Here is an 18390-nt window from a genome sequence, read left to right as displayed (position 1 = left end):
CCTCTCCCTACTGTTTCCTCGCTTCGAATTTCAATAAATATAAAAAATAAGGCGCGCCGATCACAGCTGTCAATATTCCGGCGGGTATCTCAACCGGAGGCATGATGCCGCGTCCTAATGTATCTGCGATTAGTAATATAATAGCACCGATTAATGCCGATGCAGGCAGTAAATATTTAGCTTTTTCTCCGGCAAGCCTTCTGGCGATATGCGGAGCAAGCAGCCCGATAAAACCGATTGATCCGACGACGGCTACACAGCTCCCCGCCAGTGCAACTGCGGTGAAAATCAGGATGAATCTCAGCCGGTTTGCGTTTTCGCCGAGACCCTGCGCTAGCTCATCTCCGAGTGACATCAGATCCAGCTTCGGAATGAGGATGCAGACAATCGGCAAAAGGACAAGCAGCCATGGCGCAAGGAGCTTGACTTCTTCCCAGTTTCTCCCCCAGAGGCTGCCTGTCAGCCAAATGAGCGCTGCATTAACGTCCCCCGGAAATTTGACCATCATATATTGCATGCCGGCGTGGCAGACCGCGCCTAAGGCAATGCCTGATAAAGCCAATGATGAGGGCTGAATGCTTTTTTTGCGGGCTATCATTAATAATACTACAGCAATAATGGCTGCTCCGGCAAATGCGGAGAACGGCAGCACGTAGACCGGAGACTCAGGAAAAATGAGAATAACGGCCATGGCGGCCAGTCCGGACCCTTTTGAAATTCCGACAACGTCCGGAGACGCAAGGGGATTTCGGATGACACCCTGCAAAATGGCTCCGGCAGCGGCAAGCCCGGCGCCTGCCAGAATCGCCAGTATAATGCGGGGGAGCCGGTACTGCTGAATAATAAACTCGAAGGAATGATCCATCCCTAACAGATTCGTAACCACCGCATCAGGTGAAATATACAATGCCCCGAAGCCGATGCTGATCACGGACAGCACTAGCAAGATGACAGCCAATATAAGGATGGCCAGCAAGGGGCGTTTTTGTTTTCTGGTTGATTTCTTCATTTCAGATTTCGCCCTTTCCTTGCTAAATATAAGAAAAATGGTGTGCCGATAATGGCGGTGACAATGCCGACCGGGGATTCATAAGGGAATGCAATCCATCTGGCCAGGACATCTGCGTACACCAATAAGATGGCGCCGAACAGCGCTGAAAAAGGCAGCACATACTTGTAATTTTCTCCGATCAGCTTGCGGACGATATGCGGGATGAGCAGCCCGACAAAGCCGATTGGGCCGGCAACCGCCACAGAAGCGCCCGATAGAATTAAAATGATAAAGCTGATCAGAATCCGCATGCCGTTCATGTTTTGCCCGAGTCCTTTTGCGGTTTCATCACCGAGACCGAGAACAGAAACGGGACCTGAAAACACAAGGGCAAGTCCAATGCCGATGACAGAAAACGGGGCAATGGTCATGACGTCCTGCCAATTGCTGCCGTCAATCGCACCCGTCATCCAATACAGCACATCCTCTCCCGACTCATTTAAAATAATAATCGCCTGTGTCATGGAGGACAGGAACAAATGCACCGCCATTCCTGACAGCGCCAGTTTGACAGGTGTCATTCCGCCGGAAGAGGCAATCATATACACAATTGCGCCGCCTGCCGCCGCACCTGCAAAAGCGAACACAACCGAAGAGTAGGACGACGCCGGCAGAATGACGAGAGAAGCAACGACAAACAGCGATGCACCCGCATTCACACCGAAAATTTGAGGTGAAGCCAGAGGGTTTCTTGTCATGGCCTGCATCAGCGCCCCTGCTACAGCCAGGCTGGCGCCGACGAAAACGCCGATTAATGTGCGGGGGAGGCGAAGAGTAGAGATGATAAGCTGTTCTTTTGAACCGTCCCATACAAAAAGATATGTCAAAGCATCAATGATGCCGATGTCTGAGGCGCCTACTGAGAGATTCAGCCCAAGCCCGAAAATAAGGATGATCAGTGCAATGATAAAAACCATCAATCTTGATGATGAGCGCCGTTTGGCTGAGTAATACAACAGTCTCACTTCCTTGCTGCGTCTGTTTGCAAAAACGAAGAAGCAAGGATTCTCCTCGCTTCTCTTTTGTCCTACTTATTATACACTTTTTTGAGCACGTCTTTGGCGCTTGTTTCACTGGACTTGATTCCTCTGAATCTTGTCCAAATGTCGCGGTCTGCATCGTAGATTTGTCCGTTTTTCACCGCTTTTAGGTTTTTCCAAAGCGGATTCTTTTTCCACTCATCTACGATTGTTTTACCCTCGTTGGCTGAAATAAACAAAATATCAGGATCGATTTTGCTTAACTGCTCGAGGCTGACCTCTTGATACGCGTTATCTGACTTCACGGCGTGCGTAAAGCCGAGCATGCTGAAGATTTCTCCGTCATAAGAAGATGACGTATGAAGCTGGAAGGAATCGGCTCTTGCCACGCCGAGAACGATGCTGCGGTCTTCATCTTTCGGAAGCTCCGCTTTCAGATCGTCAATGACCTTTGTATGGTCGGCGAGCTTTTCTTTTCCTTCTTTTTCTTTATTTAATGCTTTAGAAATGGTATTGAAGCTGTCGATTGTTTCATCATAAGTCGCTTCCCGGCTTTTCAATTCAATGGTCGGTGCGATTCGTTTCAGCTGTTTGTAAATGTTTTTATGGCGTTCAGCGTCAGCGATGATTAAATCAGGCTTCAAGGAGCTGATGACCTCAAGATTCGGTTCGCTTCGCGTGCCTACTGATGTATAATCAATCGAGCTGCCGACCAGCTTTTGAATCATGTCTTTTTTGTTGTCATCGGCGATGCCTACCGGCGTGATGCCGAGGTTGTAAACAGCATCCAGGAATGAAAGCTCAAGCACAACGACTTTTTTAGGTGTGCCGGTCACTGTTGTTTTCCCGTCTTCGTGCTGAATGACTCTTGAATCCTTAGATTTGCTTCCGGCTTTGCTGCCGCTGTTATCCTGACTTGATGAACAGCCGGATATAATGAAACAAGCGATTAATAAAACACTGATGATGGCAATAAACTTGTTAGGATAGGTGCGCATTGTTTTCTTCCTTTTTTCTGAATTTAATAATGAGAATCATTATCACAAATAAACACTATAATAGCATGGCTTCCTATGTCAATATTTTTTAAATAAAGAAACAGAAGCGGCTGCTTTATGTTTTTTTGATGTATGGGTCATATGGCACAAATAAATCGTACACAGCATCGCCGTGTCTGTGGGATAAAAACGAACTGGCGTTGGCTTTAGAGGCTTCAAGCATATCTCTGCTGACATGGGGAAGAAGAACGCTGAGATAGCCGGACAATTTTTTTTCGATTTCTTCAGAGAGCGCAAATTCAATGTCTCCGATATTCATGACAATAGAGAAAACAAAGTCAATATCGATGTGAAATGTTTCTTCGGCAAAGATGGCAAGCTGGTGAATGCCGGCTGAATAGCCGACACGCTGATGGAAGACCTGTTTTACTAAATCACTCACAACCCACGCATTGTATTGCTGTTCTGGTGAAAAGTATTGCATTGGACATACCTCCTGCTTGTACGGATAAAAATGGCGATTCATGTTCGGGCGCTCCGTGCAGCGGTTTTGATTTTGACTATTCTGAAAATACTCTCGTTCTATCACTTTACCATGGTTAGAAATGAAATATCTACTACCATTCTTCCTGTTTTTGTGCCCAATGCTCTGGATGCTGTTTCATAGAAAAAGGATCGGGTATGAATATAACATAGACATGATGAAGGAGGAATTGGATATGAAACCAGTTGTAAGAGAGTATACAAACGATGAACAGCTCATGAAGGATGTAGAAGAATTACAGCAAATGGGTGTCGCAAAAGAGGATGTATACGTCTTAGCTCACGACGATGACAGAACGGAACGACTGGCAGACAACACGAATGCCAACACGATCGGAGCCAAAGAAACAGGTTTCAAACATGCGGTAGGGAACATATTTAATAAAAAAGGAGACGAGCTTCGCAATAAAATCCACGAAATCGGTTTTTCAGAAGACGAAGCGGCTCAGTTTGAAAAACGGCTCGATGAAGGGAAAGTGCTTCTCTTTGTGACAGACAACGAAAAAGTAAAATCTTGGGCATAATGCAGGAATGTAACCCCAAAAGGCGATTATCGTCCTTTTGGGGTTTTTTATATTTGCGGTTTTTGCGGTGTTTTTTTGCAGGATGCCGCAATAAAAAGCCGTACATTTTCGGTTATGGATGCCCATGAATTTGCTATTATGTTTTTTGTGAGAATATGGAACAAATTCTCACAAAATAGAAAATGGGGGTTCATACTGAATGAAAAAAGTGATGTTAGCCACGGCTTTGTTATTAGGCTTGACTCCGGTTGGGGCGAACGCAGCGGATTTGGGCCATCAGACGTTAGGGTCAAATGATGGCTGGGGAGCGTACTCGACCGGCACGACAGGCGGATCAAAAGCCTCGTCATCCCACGTGTATACAGTCAGCAACAGAAATCAGCTCGTTTCGGCTTTGGGCAAGGACACCAACACAACGCCAAAAATCATTTATATCAAGGGAACGATTGACATGAATGTCGATGACAATCTGAAGCCGCTTGGTCTGAATGATTATAAAGATCCAGAGTACGATTTGAACAAATATTTGAAAGCCTATGACCCAAGCACATGGGGCAAAAAAGAGCCATCCGGAACACAGGAAGAGGCCAGAGCACGCTCACAGAAAAATCAAAAGGCACGCGTGATGGTGGATATCCCTGCAAATACGACGATCGTCGGTTCAGGGTCAAATGCTAAAGTTCTGGGCGGAAACTTCCAGATCAAGAGTGATAACGTCATTATCCGCAATATCGAATTCCAAGACGCATATGACTATTTCCCTCAATGGGACCCGACTGACGGAAGTTCAGGAAACTGGAATTCTCAATATGACAACATCACAATAAACGGCGGTACACATGTATGGATCGATCACTGTACGTTTAATGACGGTTCGCGTCCAGACAGTACCTCTCCAAAGTATTTTGGAAGAGAATATCAGCACCATGACGGCCAAACTGATGCCTCTAACGGCGCTAACTACATTACAATGTCTTATAACTTCTATCACGATCATGATAAAAGCTCCATTTTCGGATCAAGCGACAGCAAAACTTCCGACGACGGCAAATTAAAAATCACACTGCATCATAACCGCTACAAAAATATCGTTCAGCGCGCACCGAGAGTCCGTTTTGGACAGGTACACGTTTACAACAACTATTATGAAGGCAATAAAAACTCATCAGATTATGCCTTTAGCTATGCGTGGGGAATCGGAAAATCATCAAAAATTTATGCACAAAACAATGCCATTGACGTTCCGGGATTGACTGCTGCTAAAACGATCAGCGTATTCAGCGGGGGAACGGCTTTATATGATTCCGGCACATTGCTGAACGGTACGCAGATCAACGCATCGGCTGCAAACGGGCTGAGCTCTTCTGTCGGATGGACACCATCTCTGCACGGATCAATTGATGCTTCCGCGAATGTGAAGTCAAATGTTATATCTCAAGCGGGCGCGGGTAAACTAAATTAAGAAATGAAAAAAACACAAAGGGCTGCTCACCTTTGTGTTTTTTAATTAATTAAAATGTTTATTAACTTAGTTAAGGAGTAGAATGAAAAAGGGGATCGGAAAACAAGTATATAGGAGGAGACCTATTTATGGCTTCAGAAAAAGACGCAGGAAAACAGTCAGCAGTAAAGCTTGTTCCATTGCTTATTACTGTCGCTGTGGGACTAATCATCTGGTTTATTCCCGCTCCGTCCGGACTTGAACCTAAAGCATGGCATTTGTTTGCGATTTTCGTCGCGACAATTATCGGCTTTATCTCCAAGCCCTTGCCAATGGGTGCAATTGCAATTTTTGCATTGGCGGTTACTGCATTAACTGGAACACTATCAATTGAGGATACATTAAGCGGATTCGGGAATAAGACCATCTGGCTTATCGTCATCGCATTCTTTATTTCCCGGGGATTTATCAAAACCGGGCTAGGTGCGAGAATTTCGTATGTATTCGTTCAGAAATTCGGGAAGAAAACCCTTGGACTTTCTTATTCACTGCTGTTCAGTGATTTAATATTATCACCTGCTATTCCAAGTAATACGGCGCGTGCAGGAGGCATTATATTTCCTATTATCAGATCATTATCCGAAACATTCGGATCAAGCCCGGCAGATGGAACAGAAAGAAAAATCGGTGCTTTCTTATTAAAAACCGGTTTTCAGGGAAACTTGATTACATCTGCTATGTTCCTGACGGCGATGGCGGCAAACCCGCTGATTGCCAAGCTGGCCCATGATGTCGCAGGGGTGGACTTAACATGGACAAGCTGGGCAATTGCCGCGATTGTGCCGGGACTTGTAAGCTTAATCATCACACCGCTTGTGATTTACAAGCTGTATCCGCCGGAAATTAAAGAAACACCGGACGCAGCGAAAATCGCAACCGAAAAACTGAAAGAAATGGGACCATTTAAAAAATCAGAGCTTTCCATGGTTATTGTGTTTCTTTTAGTGCTTGCTCTTTGGATTTTTGGCGGCAGCTTCAACATCGACGCAACCACAACCGCACTGATCGGATTGTCAGTTCTTTTATTATCACAGGTTCTGACTTGGGATGATATCAAGAAAGAACAGGGCGCTTGGGATACGCTCACTTGGTTTGCGGCGCTTGTTATGCTGGCCAACTTCCTGAATGAATTAGGCATGGTTTCTTGGTTCAGCAACGCCATGAAATCATCTGTATCAGGGTTCTCTTGGATTGTGGCATTTTTAATTTTAATTGTTGTGTATTATTACTCTCACTACTTCTTTGCAAGTGCGACAGCCCACATCAGTGCGATGTATTCAGCATTTTTGGCTGTTATTGTGGCAGCGGGCGCACCGCCGCTTTTAGCAGCGCTGAGCCTCGCATTCTTCAGCAATCTGTTCGGGTCAACAACCCACTACGGTTCTGGAGCGGCTCCGGTCTTCTTCGGAGCAGGCTACATTTCGCAAGGCAAATGGTGGTCTATCGGATTTATCCTGTCGATCGTTCATATTGTCACATGGCTTGTGATCGGCGGATTATGGTGGAAATTATTAGGGATATGGTAGAAAGAAAAAAGGCAGACGCGGTCTGCCTTTTTTTTATGTTTGATCACATTACTTTAGGGCGTGAGCAACAGAGTATGAGGTGGTTTATAATGGATGGGTTTCAGCGCAAGAACAAAACGGGATTATGCCTCTCGTTATAGTAGCCGGCATATGAAAAGTTGGTATAAAAAGCAAAGAACTGAGAAGAAAGCGGGAAAATATGATTGGCAGGTGATTGCTTAATCTAGTGAGAAATGTCCGGCGTACTAGCAGCATATCCAGTTACATGCGGCAAATCGCATTTTTCAGGCAACAGGTTATCAAAAGGTGATGAAGGGACAATCACCTTTTTTTATTTTGGTTAGTCACCTTACAGACCGATGATGATTTTCCTGCATATAATAGCTGGAATTAATCAAAGAGGGCGGGGAATGAAGTTGAGTGAATAATGTGATTGTAAATGGAGGTTTTGAAACAGGCAATCTGACGGGCTGGGCTTTTGCAAATACGTCCGTTATTAATACTTTTGCCCATTCTGGAAGCTATTCCGCACAGTTTATCAGCAGCCAGCCTTATGCTTTTTTAGGGCAGATCGTGCCTGTCGTTTCTGGACAATCTCTTATATTCACTGTTTCGCTTGGGAAAACGGGGAACAATCCAAGTCCTCAAGTCACTATACAAATTCTATTTGTTAACAGTGAAGGAGAACAGATTGAAGGCGGACAGGAAATGATCATTGCTGCCGGAAATTTGCCAAATGTCTCATTTAATACATGGAATGAAATATATAGACCAATTGCCCCTCCCTCAGAAGCAGTAAATGCAGTAGTGGTAATAAGTAAAGCTACTTTTGGTTCTGTTCTAATTGATGATGTTTCTTTAATAGAGTCTACCGGGGGGATTGGACCAACCGGGCCGACTGGGCCGACGGGAGCAACTGGAGCAACTGGAGCAACCGGAGCAACCGGATCAACTGGTGCAACAGGAGAAACTGGTGTCACAGGATCAACAGGAGTCACTGGAACAACCGGATCAACTGGTGTAACAGGCCCAACGGGATCAACAGGATCGACAGGAGAAACTGGTGCAACCGGATCAACTGGTGTAACAGGTGCAACAGGAGAAACAGGACCAACAGGTCCAACTGGAGTAACCGGATCAACCGGAGCAACAGGGCCAACTGGAGTAACCGGATCAACCGGAGCGACAGGGCCAACTGGAGTAACAGGTGTAACTGGATCAACAGGAGTAAATGGAGTAACCGGATCAACGGGATCAACCGGAGCGACAGGATCAACCGGAGCGACGGGACCAACAGGTCCAACTGGAGTAACCGGATCAACCGGGGAAACAGGACCAACAGGACCAACCGGAGTAACCGGACCTACTGGATCAACAGGACCAACCGGATCAACCGGACCAACAGGACCAACTGGTGTAACTGGTGTAACCGGATCAACCGGAGCGACAGGACCAACAGGACCAACAGGACCAACCGGAGTAACCGGACCTACTGGATCAACAGGACCAACAGGACCAACCGGAGCAACAGGACCAACAGGACCAACCGGAGCAACAGGACCAACCGGATCAACTGGTGTAACCGGAGCAACAGGAGCAACGGGATCAACGGGATCAACAGGATCAACCGGAGTAACCGGATCAACGGGAGCGACGGGAGCAACCGGAGAAACTGGATCAACGGGATCAACAGGAGCGACGGGAGCAACCGGAGAAACTGGAGTAACAGGATCAACCGGGGAAACAGGACCAACCGGATCAACCGGATTAACAGGATCAACCGGAGCGACGGGACCAACCGGAGTAACCGGATCAACTGGATCAATCGGAGCGACAGGACCAACAGGACCAACAGGTGTAACTGGTGTAACAGGATCAACCGGGGAAACAGGACCAACCGGAGCGACAGGGCCAACAGGTGTAACAGGATCAACCGGGGAAACAGGACCAACCGGAGCGACAGGACCAACAGGTGTAACTGGTGTAACCGGAGCAACAGGATCAACGGGAGCAACAGGATCAACAGGATCAACCGGAGAAACAGGTCCAACCGGAGCAACAGGAGTAACTGGAGTAACCGGATCAACCGGAGCAACCGGAGCGACAGGAGAAACTGGTGCAACCGGATCAACTGGTGTAACAGGAGCAACTGGAGAAACTGGATCAACAGGAGTAACTGGATCAACGGGAGCAACAGGACCAACCGGATCAACCGGAGCAACAGGAGAAACTGGATCAACAGGAGTAACCGGAGTCACTGGAGCAACAGGATCAACGGGAGCGACGGGAGAAACAGGACCAACCGGATCAACGGGAGCGACGGGAGAAACAGGACCAACAGGACCAACCGGATCAACCGGATTAACAGGATCAACCGGAGCGACGGGACCAACCGGAGCAACCGGAGTCACTGGACCAACAGGACCAACGGGATCAACAGGATCGACAGGAGAAACTGGTGTAACAGGTGCAACAGGAGAAACAGGACCAACAGGTCCAACTGGAGTAACCGGATCAACCGGAGCAACAGGTGTAACTGGAGTAACCGGAGCAACAGGGCCAACAGGACCAACAGGTGTAACTGGTGTAACCGGAGTAACTGGAGCAACAGGAGTAACTGGAGTAACCGGATCAACAGGATCGACAGGAGAAACTGGATCAACGGGAGCAACCGGAGCAACAGGAGCGACTGGAGCAACCGGATCAACTGGTGTAGCAGGATCAACCGGATCAACTGGATCAACAGGACCAACTGGTGTAACTGGAGCAACCGGATCAACAGGTGCAACCGGAGCAACAGGAGCGACGGGAGCAACCGGAGTAACCGGATCAACCGGAGCAACAGGATCAACAGGACCAACGGGATCAACCGGATCAACTGGTGTAACAGGAGCAACTGGAGAAACTGGATCAACAGGACCAACAGGAGCAACTGGTGTAACTGGAGCAACCGGATCAACAGGTGCAACCGGAGCAACAGGAGCGACGGGATCAACCGGAGTAACCGGATCAACCGGATCAACTGGTGTAACAGGAGCAACTGGAGAAACTGGATCAACAGGACCAACTGGAGAAACTGGATCAACTGGTGCAACAGGAGTGACGGGATCAACCGGAGCGACGGGAGCAACCGGAGTAACCGGATCAACCGGAGTCACTGGACCAACAGGACCAACTGGATCAACAGGATCGACAGGACCAACTGGTGCAACCGGATCAACTGGTGTAACAGGTGCAACAGGAGAAACAGGACCAACAGGTCCAACTGGAGTAACCGGATCAACCGGAGCAACAGGTGTAACTGGAGTAACCGGATCAACCGGAGCGACAGGATCAACCGGAGTCACTGGAGAAACAGGACCAACAGGACCAACAGGAGTAACTGGAGCAACCGGAGTAACCGGAGTCACTGGAGAAACAGGACCAACAGGTCCAACTGGAGTAACCGGATCAACCGGAACAACAGGTGTAACTGGAGTAACCGGATCAACTGGAGTAACCGGATCAACTGGAGTAACCGGATCAACTGGAGTAACCGGATCAACTGGAGCGACAGGATCAACCGGAGTCACTGGAGAAACAGGACCAACAGGAGTAACTGGAGCAACCGGAGTAACCGGAGAAACAGGTCCAACCGGATCAACTGGAGTAACCGGATCAACCGGAGCGACAGGATCAACCGGAGTCACTGGAGAAACAGGACCAACAGGAGTAACTGGAGCAACCGGAGTAACCGGAGAAACAGGTCCAACCGGAGCGACGGGATCAACCGGATCAACAGGAGTAACCGGAGAAACAGGACCAACCGGAGCAACGGGATCAACAGGATCAACAGGATCAACAGGACCAACAGGATCAACAGGAGCAACTGGTGTAACCGGAGTAACTGGAGTAACTGGAGTAACCGGATCAACTGGAGTAACCGGATCAACTGGAGTAACCGGATCAACCGGAGCGACAGGATCAACCGGAGTAACTGGAGAAACAGGACCAACAGGAGTAACTGGAGCAACCGGAGCAACCGGAGTAACCGGATCAACCGGAGCGACGGGAGCAACCGGAGTAACCGGAGTCACTGGAGAAACAGGACCAACAGGTCCAACTGGAGTAACCGGATCAACCGGAACAACAGGTGTAACTGGAGTAACCGGATCAACTGGAGTAACCGGATCAACTGGAGTAACCGGATCAACAGGAGTAACCGGATCAACCGGAGCGACAGGATCAACCGGAGTAACTGGAGAAACAGGACCAACAGGAGTAACTGGAGCAACCGGAGTAACCGGAGAAACAGGTCCAACCGGATCAACTGGAGCAACCGGAGTAACCGGAGAAACAGGACCAACCGGAGCAACGGGATCAACAGGATCAACAGGACCAACAGGATCAACAGGAGCAACTGGAGTAACCGGAGTAACTGGAGTAACTGGAGCAACTGGAGTAACCGGATCAACCGGATCAACAGGACCAACAGGAGCAACTGGTGTAACTGGATCAACAGGACCAACAGGAGCAACTGGTGTAACAGGAGCAACTGGAGAAACTGGATCAACTGGTGCAACAGGAGTGACGGGAGCAACCGGAGCGACGGGAGCAACCGGAGTAACCGGAGTCACTGGACCAACAGGACCAACGGGATCAACAGGATCGACAGGAGAAACTGGTGCAACCGGATCAACTGGAGTAACCGGATCAACCGGAGCGACGGGAGCAACCGGAGTAACCGGAGTCACTGGAGAAACAGGACCAACAGGTCCAACTGGAGTAACCGGATCAACCGGACCAACAGGTCCAACTGGAGTAACCGGATCAACCGGAACAACAGGTGTAACTGGAGTAACCGGATCAACTGGAGTAACCGGATCAACTGGAGTAACCGGATCAACAGGAGTAACCGGATCAACCGGAGCGACAGGATCAACCGGAGTCACTGGAGAAACAGGACCAACAGGAGTAACTGGAGCAACCGGATCAACTGGATCAACAGGAGTAACCGGAGAAACAGGACCAACCGGAGCAACGGGATCAACAGGATCAACAGGACCAACAGGATCAACAGGAGCAACTGGTGTAACCGGAGTAACCGGAGTAACTGGAGTAACTGGAGAAACTGGAGTAACCGGATCAACTGGATCAACAGGACCAACAGGTGCAACTGGTGTAACAGGAGCAACTGGAGAAACTGGATCAACTGGTGCAACCGGAGCGACAGGATCAACCGGAGTAACTGGAGAAACAGGACCAACAGGAGTAACTGGAGCAACCGGATCAACTGGATCAACAGGAGTAACCGGAGAAACAGGACCAACCGGAGCAACGGGATCAACAGGATCAACAGGACCAACAGGAGCAACTGGTGTAACCGGAGTAACTGGAGTAACTGGAGAAACTGGAGTAACCGGATCAACTGGATCAACAGGACCAACAGGTGCAACTGGTGTAACAGGAGCAACTGGAGAAACTGGATCAACTGGTGCAACAGGAGTGACGGGAGCGACGGGAGCAACCGGAGTAACCGGATCAACCGGAGCGACGGGAGCAACCGGAGTAACCGGAGTCACTGGACCAACAGGACCAACGGGATCAACAGGATCGACAGGAGAAACTGGTGCAACCGGATCAACTGGAGTAACCGGATCAACCGGAGCGACGGGAGCAACCGGATCAACTGGATCAACAGGAGTAACCGGAGAAACAGGACCAACCGGAGCAACGGGATCAACAGGATCAACAGGACCAACAGGATCAACAGGAGCAACTGGTGTAACCGGAGTAACTGGAGTAACTGGAGAAACTGGAGTAACCGGATCAACTGGATCAACAGGACCAACAGGTGCAACTGGTGTAACAGGAGCAACTGGAGAAACTGGATCAACTGGTGCAACAGGAGTGACGGGAGCGACGGGAGCAACCGGAGTAACCGGATCAACCGGAGCGACGGGAGCAACCGGAGTAACCGGAGTCACTGGACCAACAGGACCAACGGGATCAACAGGATCGACAGGAGAAACTGGTGCAACCGGATCAACTGGAGTAACCGGATCAACCGGAGCGACAGGATCAACAGGATCAACGGGAGCAACCGGAGCGACTGGACCAACAGGTGTGACGGGATCAACAGGAGTAACAGGATCAACCGGAGCGACCGGACCAACAGGTCCAACCGGATCAATGGGAGCGACGGGAGAAACAGGACCAACCGGATCAACCGGAGCGACTGGAGAAACTGGATCAACAGGAGTAACCGGAGCAACGGGAGTAACAGGATCAACCGGAGTCACTGGACCAACAGGACCAACAGGACCAACGGGATCAACCGGAGCGACAGGAGAAACTGGATCAACCGGAGTCACTGGAGAAACAGGACCAACAGGTGTAACTGGTGTAACCGGATCAACCGGAGTCACTGGAGCAACAGGAGTAACTGGAGTAACCGGAGCGACAGGAGAAACTGGATCAACGGGATCAACCGGATCAACAGGATCAACGGGAGCAACAGGTGTGACGGGATCAACAGGAGTAACAGGTGTGACGGGATCAACAGGAGTAACAGGACCAACCGGATCAACCGGAGCGACTGGAGAAACTGGATCAACAGGAGTAACCGGAGCAACGGGAGTAACTGGATCAGCCGGATCAACAGGACCAACGGGAGCAACCGGAGCAACGGGAGCAACCGGAGCAACGGGATCAACAGGACCAACGGGATCAATCGGACCAACCGGAGCCACGGGACCAACAGGTCCAACAGGAGCAACGGGATCGACTGGATCAACCGGAGCAACAGGAGTAACCGGACCAACCGGGGCAAATCCGCAGCTGTTTTACAATGAGGTAGCAGGCCCAGTTTCAGTTGCTGTTAACGGTACTGAAACGTCAATTGGGACTTTAAGTCTGCCAACAGTCGCTGGCCAATTAATAAAATTAGATTTTGCCATTTCTGTTGATGTGACAACGACAGCTAACTCGAACTTTACTTTCCAAACCAGAATTTATAGAAACGGAGTATTGGTAGATATACGCTCTGTCCAAAGAAATGTTAATGCTGCCATTACGTCAAGATTTCCAATTGCTACAACGTATGTAGATACTACAACAGTCACAGGCACGACTTCTTATGAGGTTAGGATAATCTTTACCACAATAAGTAATGTGAGTGGCAGCACCGCACTAAACCTAGATATAAATGCTATTAGGTTCCCTTAATAATAGAGAATGAGAGTCACTTCTTTTTTAAAATTCAAGCATTTGAAACAAGAAACCTACTTTATAAAAAAAGTAGGTTTCTTGTTGTGCCCAATGAAAGACTTATCATGTTTTGAAATATTCCCCCAAAAATCTTTTAAGGTAATCAGAATACTGGTCAGAATCAAACTCATTGCCGCAAGCATGTATGACCCATGGCTCTTTTTGATGAGGAATACCGACAAGATATCCCTTTTTCCTGAACTCAAAGCATTGAGAAGTATCGTAAAAATGCCAGCCGTCAAAGATCTCTTTCCGCCACGGGAGATCGTACTGGGTGGCCAGCAATAAACCGTCTAATGCTTCAACTGTTTTTACGATTCCGTCTATCTCATCAAACGACAAATAGCTATACGTACTGCGGTATTCAATGACTTTTCCCGCTTTTTTAGAAGCCTCCCACCAAATCCCGCTTTGCGGCACTTCTTCAGCTCCTATGACGCCTATCATGCCAAGCGCATCGTTCTGCTGAAAGACATGCAGGATATCGTAAATAAATGAACGATTGATGATAAATGTATCCTGATGGACATACACTTTATATTTTGCGTCTGACTGATGCATTGCCGCCTGGTAGCCGGAGGCCATACTGTCAGCCTTTCGTATATCAATTAACTCAACCTCCATATGCGGCGGTACTGATAGAGACTGGATATGTCTCAGGCAGAGGTCATAAAGGGTGTCATCATTAACACATGTAATGAAGCAAATGGAATTTTCATTTAGATGCTGTTTCATCTTTTTTGCGCCTTTATGACATATTGATAGGCTCTGGCTTCCTCCTCGAAATTTGCATGGTGAATTCCCATGTTTGCTTTGACATGTGCCAGTTTGCTGATCATTTTTTCATAATAGTGAGTCGTAAAGGAAATAGGATTGATCTGGCTGACCTTGTAACCTGTTTCATGAAACATCTTCTTCATTTCCTGCAAGGTGAAAAAACGGTAGTGTGTTTTATCGAGCAGCCCAGCCTGTGTATACGTCCATTTGCCGGTCAGCAGACTTTCAAAAATTGAGATATGCCCGATATTCGGAATGCTTGCCAAAATGCTCCCTGTTTCTTTTACGTAAGGCTTCATGTTAGCTAACACTGTCCAAGGGTCTATTAAGTGCTCCAATACATCGCCGAAGATGACGTGATCAAATGTGTTTTTTTCAAAAGGAAGCTTCAATGTTTCGATGTCTCCTGTTATCACTTCGTCAATGTGATGAGCGGCTTTTTCGGCAGCTGGCGGATATGATTCGACCCCAAAATAGGAGCAATTCATTTTTTCCTTAACAGCTGCGCCAAACAGGCCTTCGGCGCATCCGACCTCAAGAATGGTTTTCGCATGGGGTTCTACCAGGTCAAACAGCTGCCGGTTGATGCTTTTGTAATACTCTTTATCTTTTCGCTCATATTCTTTCATAGAATCAGCAAGTGACCTTTTATTGATTTCCATGATGTTCACCTCCGGAGCCAGCCTGCTGCTGCAGGACCTCTTCAAAGTATGTTTTGTTGGCAAGCATTCTTGAATCATGAGGACGGTATTGTAAAGCCGATTCATTATGCTGGTAGGCAAGCTGATGCTGGCCAAGCTTATCGTAGCAGACGGCTAATTGTAAGTGAGGCAGCCAGGTGGCGCAGGCGCGGTTCTGAAAAGCCAAGCTTTCTGAGCCTCTATCTTCTATTGCTTTTTCATACCAATAGACAGCGGTTTGGACATCGTTTTTTTCTAAAAAAGAGAATCCCAATCTGCAGCACGTTTCCGCTCTGGGAGGTCCGTAGACGAGCGTGTGGAGCACCCAGTTTAATTCTTTTTCCTTCAGTCCCAATGAATGATAGCAATCTGCTAATTTATTGCAGGCTCTGATATTATCCTCAACCCATCCCTGCTTTGTTTTCAAAAAACGCAAATAGTATTCTATCGCTTTTTCTATTTTTCCGTGATCACACAGCTCGTTCGCATAGTAAAATAAATCTCTTGGCGAAAAATCCTTTCCTGACGAGGCCATGTTTTCATAAATTCGCAGATTTCGGTCAGCGTCATGGCTAAGAGGCATGTGAGAAACCGCTGTGTCACTATGATGGAGATTTCCGTACACCTCTAAATATTCATGAACCGCGCCGATCCACTTAAAGCCCTTTTCCCGTTTTACGAGCCGGTATCTTCTTAAGCTGGATGTGACGTTGTTTTCTTCATCAAACGCCAGGTGATAGTTCATTGATACCGCGTCAATATGCGGATCAAGCGTTCTTTTTAAATCCAAGAACAGTTCTTGATCCTTCTCGGTAAACACATCATCGGCATCAAGCCATAAAATATAGTCAGCTGTTGCCTGCTGAAACGAAAAATTTCGGGCGGCCGCAAAATCGTCTATCCATTCAAAATCAAAGATACGGTCTGTATAACGGGCAGCGATGTCTTTCGTCTGATCAACTGAGCCGGTATCCACAATGTTCATTTCATCAGCAATCCTGCGCACAGAATCTAAGCAGCGGCCGATAACGGCTTCCTCATTTTTCACGATCATACATAGACTGATCGAAATCATATCGCCACCTCCGCTTCAGGTTTTTTCTTCATTGCATGGACAAACATGTAATCAATCTGAGCATGTTTTGATAAGTGATCCAAAGGCAAATCAAATTGCCCGGCAAGATATTCAACTTCTTGTAAAAACAGCTGTATGTTCGATTCAGGAACGGCTAAATGGGAGGTTGATTTTATGTCATAAAGGTGTTCGGGAAATAGTGTGTTTACGTTTTGAGGCGTGATGAAATGTGTGTGTGCCGGTGTTCCACATAATAAAGAAAAAAACGTGTCTGCATAAGCTGCATTCGGGATACTGCAAATCAATGAGCCTGAAGGCTTTAGATAAACGGCAAGAGCCTCAATCGTTCGCCGGGGATGCATCGAGCAGCTCAAAAGGTCTCCTATCAAAATGGTATCGAAAAAAGCCTCAGGGTAAGGAAGGCCGCGTGTTTCCGTATCTGCTGACGTGACTTGTTCATAATAGGCGCTTGCCATTGTACGTAGCAATGCATCTTCTTCAATGCCGTACAATGTACAGGTTTGCCGGTTCAATAGCTCTGCACCCGCAGCTCCCGCGCCGCAGCCGATATGCAGGATGGAGCGGGCTTTTGAAGGCACAAGGGCTGTCAGCTCTGGCTGGGGATCAATAAAAGCCGTCACATCGTGCTTCCATTTATCTATAAAGGTTTGGCGGTTGACCTGATATAATCGGCTGATGCTTAAATCTGGATTTCCGGAAAACGTGGCATGCCCGTGATGATGCACAAACGAATCAAGGGCGATTTTCAGCTGATATCCTGCCTGCAGAGCGCGAAGGCACAAATCATCGTCCTCAAATGAACCGCCTCCAAAACGCTCGTCAAAGCAGCCGATTTTGTCCAGTACCTCTTTTTTGACAAGAAGGCAAAATCCGACCAGCCTTAAAACGCTTCTTGATTTGCCCCGCTGCTGCATGCAATGGCGCCGTGAAAAAGCTTCGATTCCTTCTAAGCTGTTGTAATCAACTGAGATTTGCTGAGGCCCGCTGACATAATTGCTTACAGGCCCGACCATGCCGGTTTTATCATCTTGATAAAGCAGCTTGATCATCGGCTCCAGCCAATAACTTGTCATAACAGTATCATTGTTTAAAAAAAGAACATTGTCCCCCGAAGCGGCCTCAAGGCCCTGATTGCAGGCTTTCGCAAACCCTTCGTTTGTTTCATTAAAAATCGTTTTGATTGAAGGGATCTGTTTGAGGTAGTCCTGTGTCCCGTCATGAGAGCCGTTATCTACAACAATCACTTCTATACAGTCATCATCGGTATGCGTCCATATGCTCTCCAAGCATTGTTTTGTTAACGCCAATTGATTATAAGTCAGCACAATAAGACTCGTTTTCACCATAACCTCCCGCCCTTCACCTTATCACTCAGATACTATATGTATATTGAAATGTTCAGACGGAATGATTCCTTCATGAAAAAAGGATTGTTCAGCAAAACTGGACACTGGTAATGTGACAAG

12 protein-coding genes are annotated in these 18390 nt (G+C 47.7%); 4 read left to right on the top strand and 8 right to left on the bottom strand.

The window, feature by feature from the left end:
- Window positions 1-7 precede the first annotated feature (7 nt).
- The 4 genes from yfmE to KXD37_RS19945 all read right to left on the bottom strand — a co-directional run bounded on the left by yfmE (window position 8) and on the right by KXD37_RS19945 (window position 3513).
- Window positions 8-1009, bottom strand: coding sequence for a Fe(3+)-citrate ABC transporter permease YfmE (gene yfmE / locus KXD37_RS19960; protein ID WP_101860588.1), 1002 nt, complete (start codon window positions 1007-1009; stop codon window positions 8-10).
- On the bottom strand, window positions 1006-2007 hold the full coding sequence (gene fecD, locus KXD37_RS19955) for a Fe(3+) dicitrate ABC transporter permease FecD (RefSeq protein WP_151174830.1): 1002 nt from the start codon (window positions 2005-2007) through the stop codon (window positions 1006-1008). The genes yfmE and fecD overlap by 4 nt, the downstream gene beginning before the upstream one ends.
- A gap of 71 nt (window positions 2008-2078) precedes the next feature.
- Window positions 2079-3029, bottom strand: a complete 951-nt coding sequence (locus tag KXD37_RS19950; RefSeq protein WP_101860586.1) for an ABC transporter substrate-binding protein — start codon at window positions 3027-3029, stop codon at window positions 2079-2081.
- Window positions 3030-3144: 115 nt separating this feature from the next.
- On the bottom strand, window positions 3145-3513 hold the full coding sequence (locus tag KXD37_RS19945; RefSeq protein ID WP_044163589.1) for a DUF3212 family protein: 369 nt from the start codon (window positions 3511-3513) through the stop codon (window positions 3145-3147).
- Between the two features lie 235 nt (window positions 3514-3748).
- Here KXD37_RS19945 and KXD37_RS19940 point away from each other — a divergent pair, with 235 nt between their 5' ends.
- The 4 genes from KXD37_RS19940 to KXD37_RS24170 all read left to right on the top strand — a co-directional run bounded on the left by KXD37_RS19940 (window position 3749) and on the right by KXD37_RS24170 (window position 14329).
- On the top strand, window positions 3749-4096 hold the full coding sequence (locus tag KXD37_RS19940) for a general stress protein (RefSeq protein ID WP_024120550.1): 348 nt from the start codon (window positions 3749-3751) through the stop codon (window positions 4094-4096).
- A 199-nt stretch (window positions 4097-4295) separates the two neighbouring features.
- Window positions 4296-5558, top strand: coding sequence for a pectate lyase (locus KXD37_RS19935; RefSeq protein WP_095714410.1), 1263 nt, complete (start codon window positions 4296-4298; stop codon window positions 5556-5558).
- Window positions 5559-5686: 128 nt separating this feature from the next.
- Entirely contained in the window at window positions 5687-7123 is a 1437-nt protein-coding gene (locus KXD37_RS19930) for an anion permease (protein WP_024120552.1), read from the top strand.
- 420 nt (window positions 7124-7543) lie between these two features.
- Window positions 7544-14329, top strand: coding sequence for an NTTRR-F1 domain (locus tag KXD37_RS24170; protein WP_411910722.1), 6786 nt, complete (start codon window positions 7544-7546; stop codon window positions 14327-14329).
- A gap of 105 nt (window positions 14330-14434) precedes the next feature.
- On the opposite strand, the gene KXD37_RS19915 is transcribed toward KXD37_RS24170, so the two are convergent.
- The 4 genes from KXD37_RS19915 to KXD37_RS19900 are packed head-to-tail and all read right to left on the bottom strand — an operon-like array spanning window position 14435 to window position 18270.
- Entirely contained in the window at window positions 14435-15106 is a 672-nt protein-coding gene (locus KXD37_RS19915; protein ID WP_103672401.1) for a glycosyltransferase family protein, read from the bottom strand.
- On the bottom strand, window positions 15103-15810 hold the full coding sequence (locus KXD37_RS19910; RefSeq protein WP_106021451.1) for a class I SAM-dependent methyltransferase: 708 nt from the start codon (window positions 15808-15810) through the stop codon (window positions 15103-15105). Before KXD37_RS19910 ends, KXD37_RS19915 begins: the two co-directional genes overlap by 4 nt.
- The gene (locus tag KXD37_RS19905; protein ID WP_095714414.1) at window positions 15797-16903 is read right to left on the bottom strand and encodes a glycosyltransferase; all 1107 of its coding nucleotides are present in this window, start codon (window positions 16901-16903) and stop codon (window positions 15797-15799) included. The genes KXD37_RS19910 and KXD37_RS19905 overlap by 14 nt, the downstream gene beginning before the upstream one ends.
- Window positions 16900-18270, bottom strand: a complete 1371-nt coding sequence (locus KXD37_RS19900) for a glycosyltransferase family 2 protein (RefSeq protein ID WP_263463703.1) — start codon at window positions 18268-18270, stop codon at window positions 16900-16902. The genes KXD37_RS19905 and KXD37_RS19900 overlap by 4 nt, the downstream gene beginning before the upstream one ends.
- Window positions 18271-18390 lie beyond the last annotated feature (120 nt).

This window comes from Bacillus sp. XT-2 (genome assembly GCF_025696525.1).
GTDB lineage: Bacteria > Bacillota > Bacilli > Bacillales > Bacillaceae > Bacillus > Bacillus halotolerans.
The sequence above is the reverse complement of the archived record's forward strand: the minus strand, read 5'-3'. Positions and strand labels throughout refer to the sequence as shown.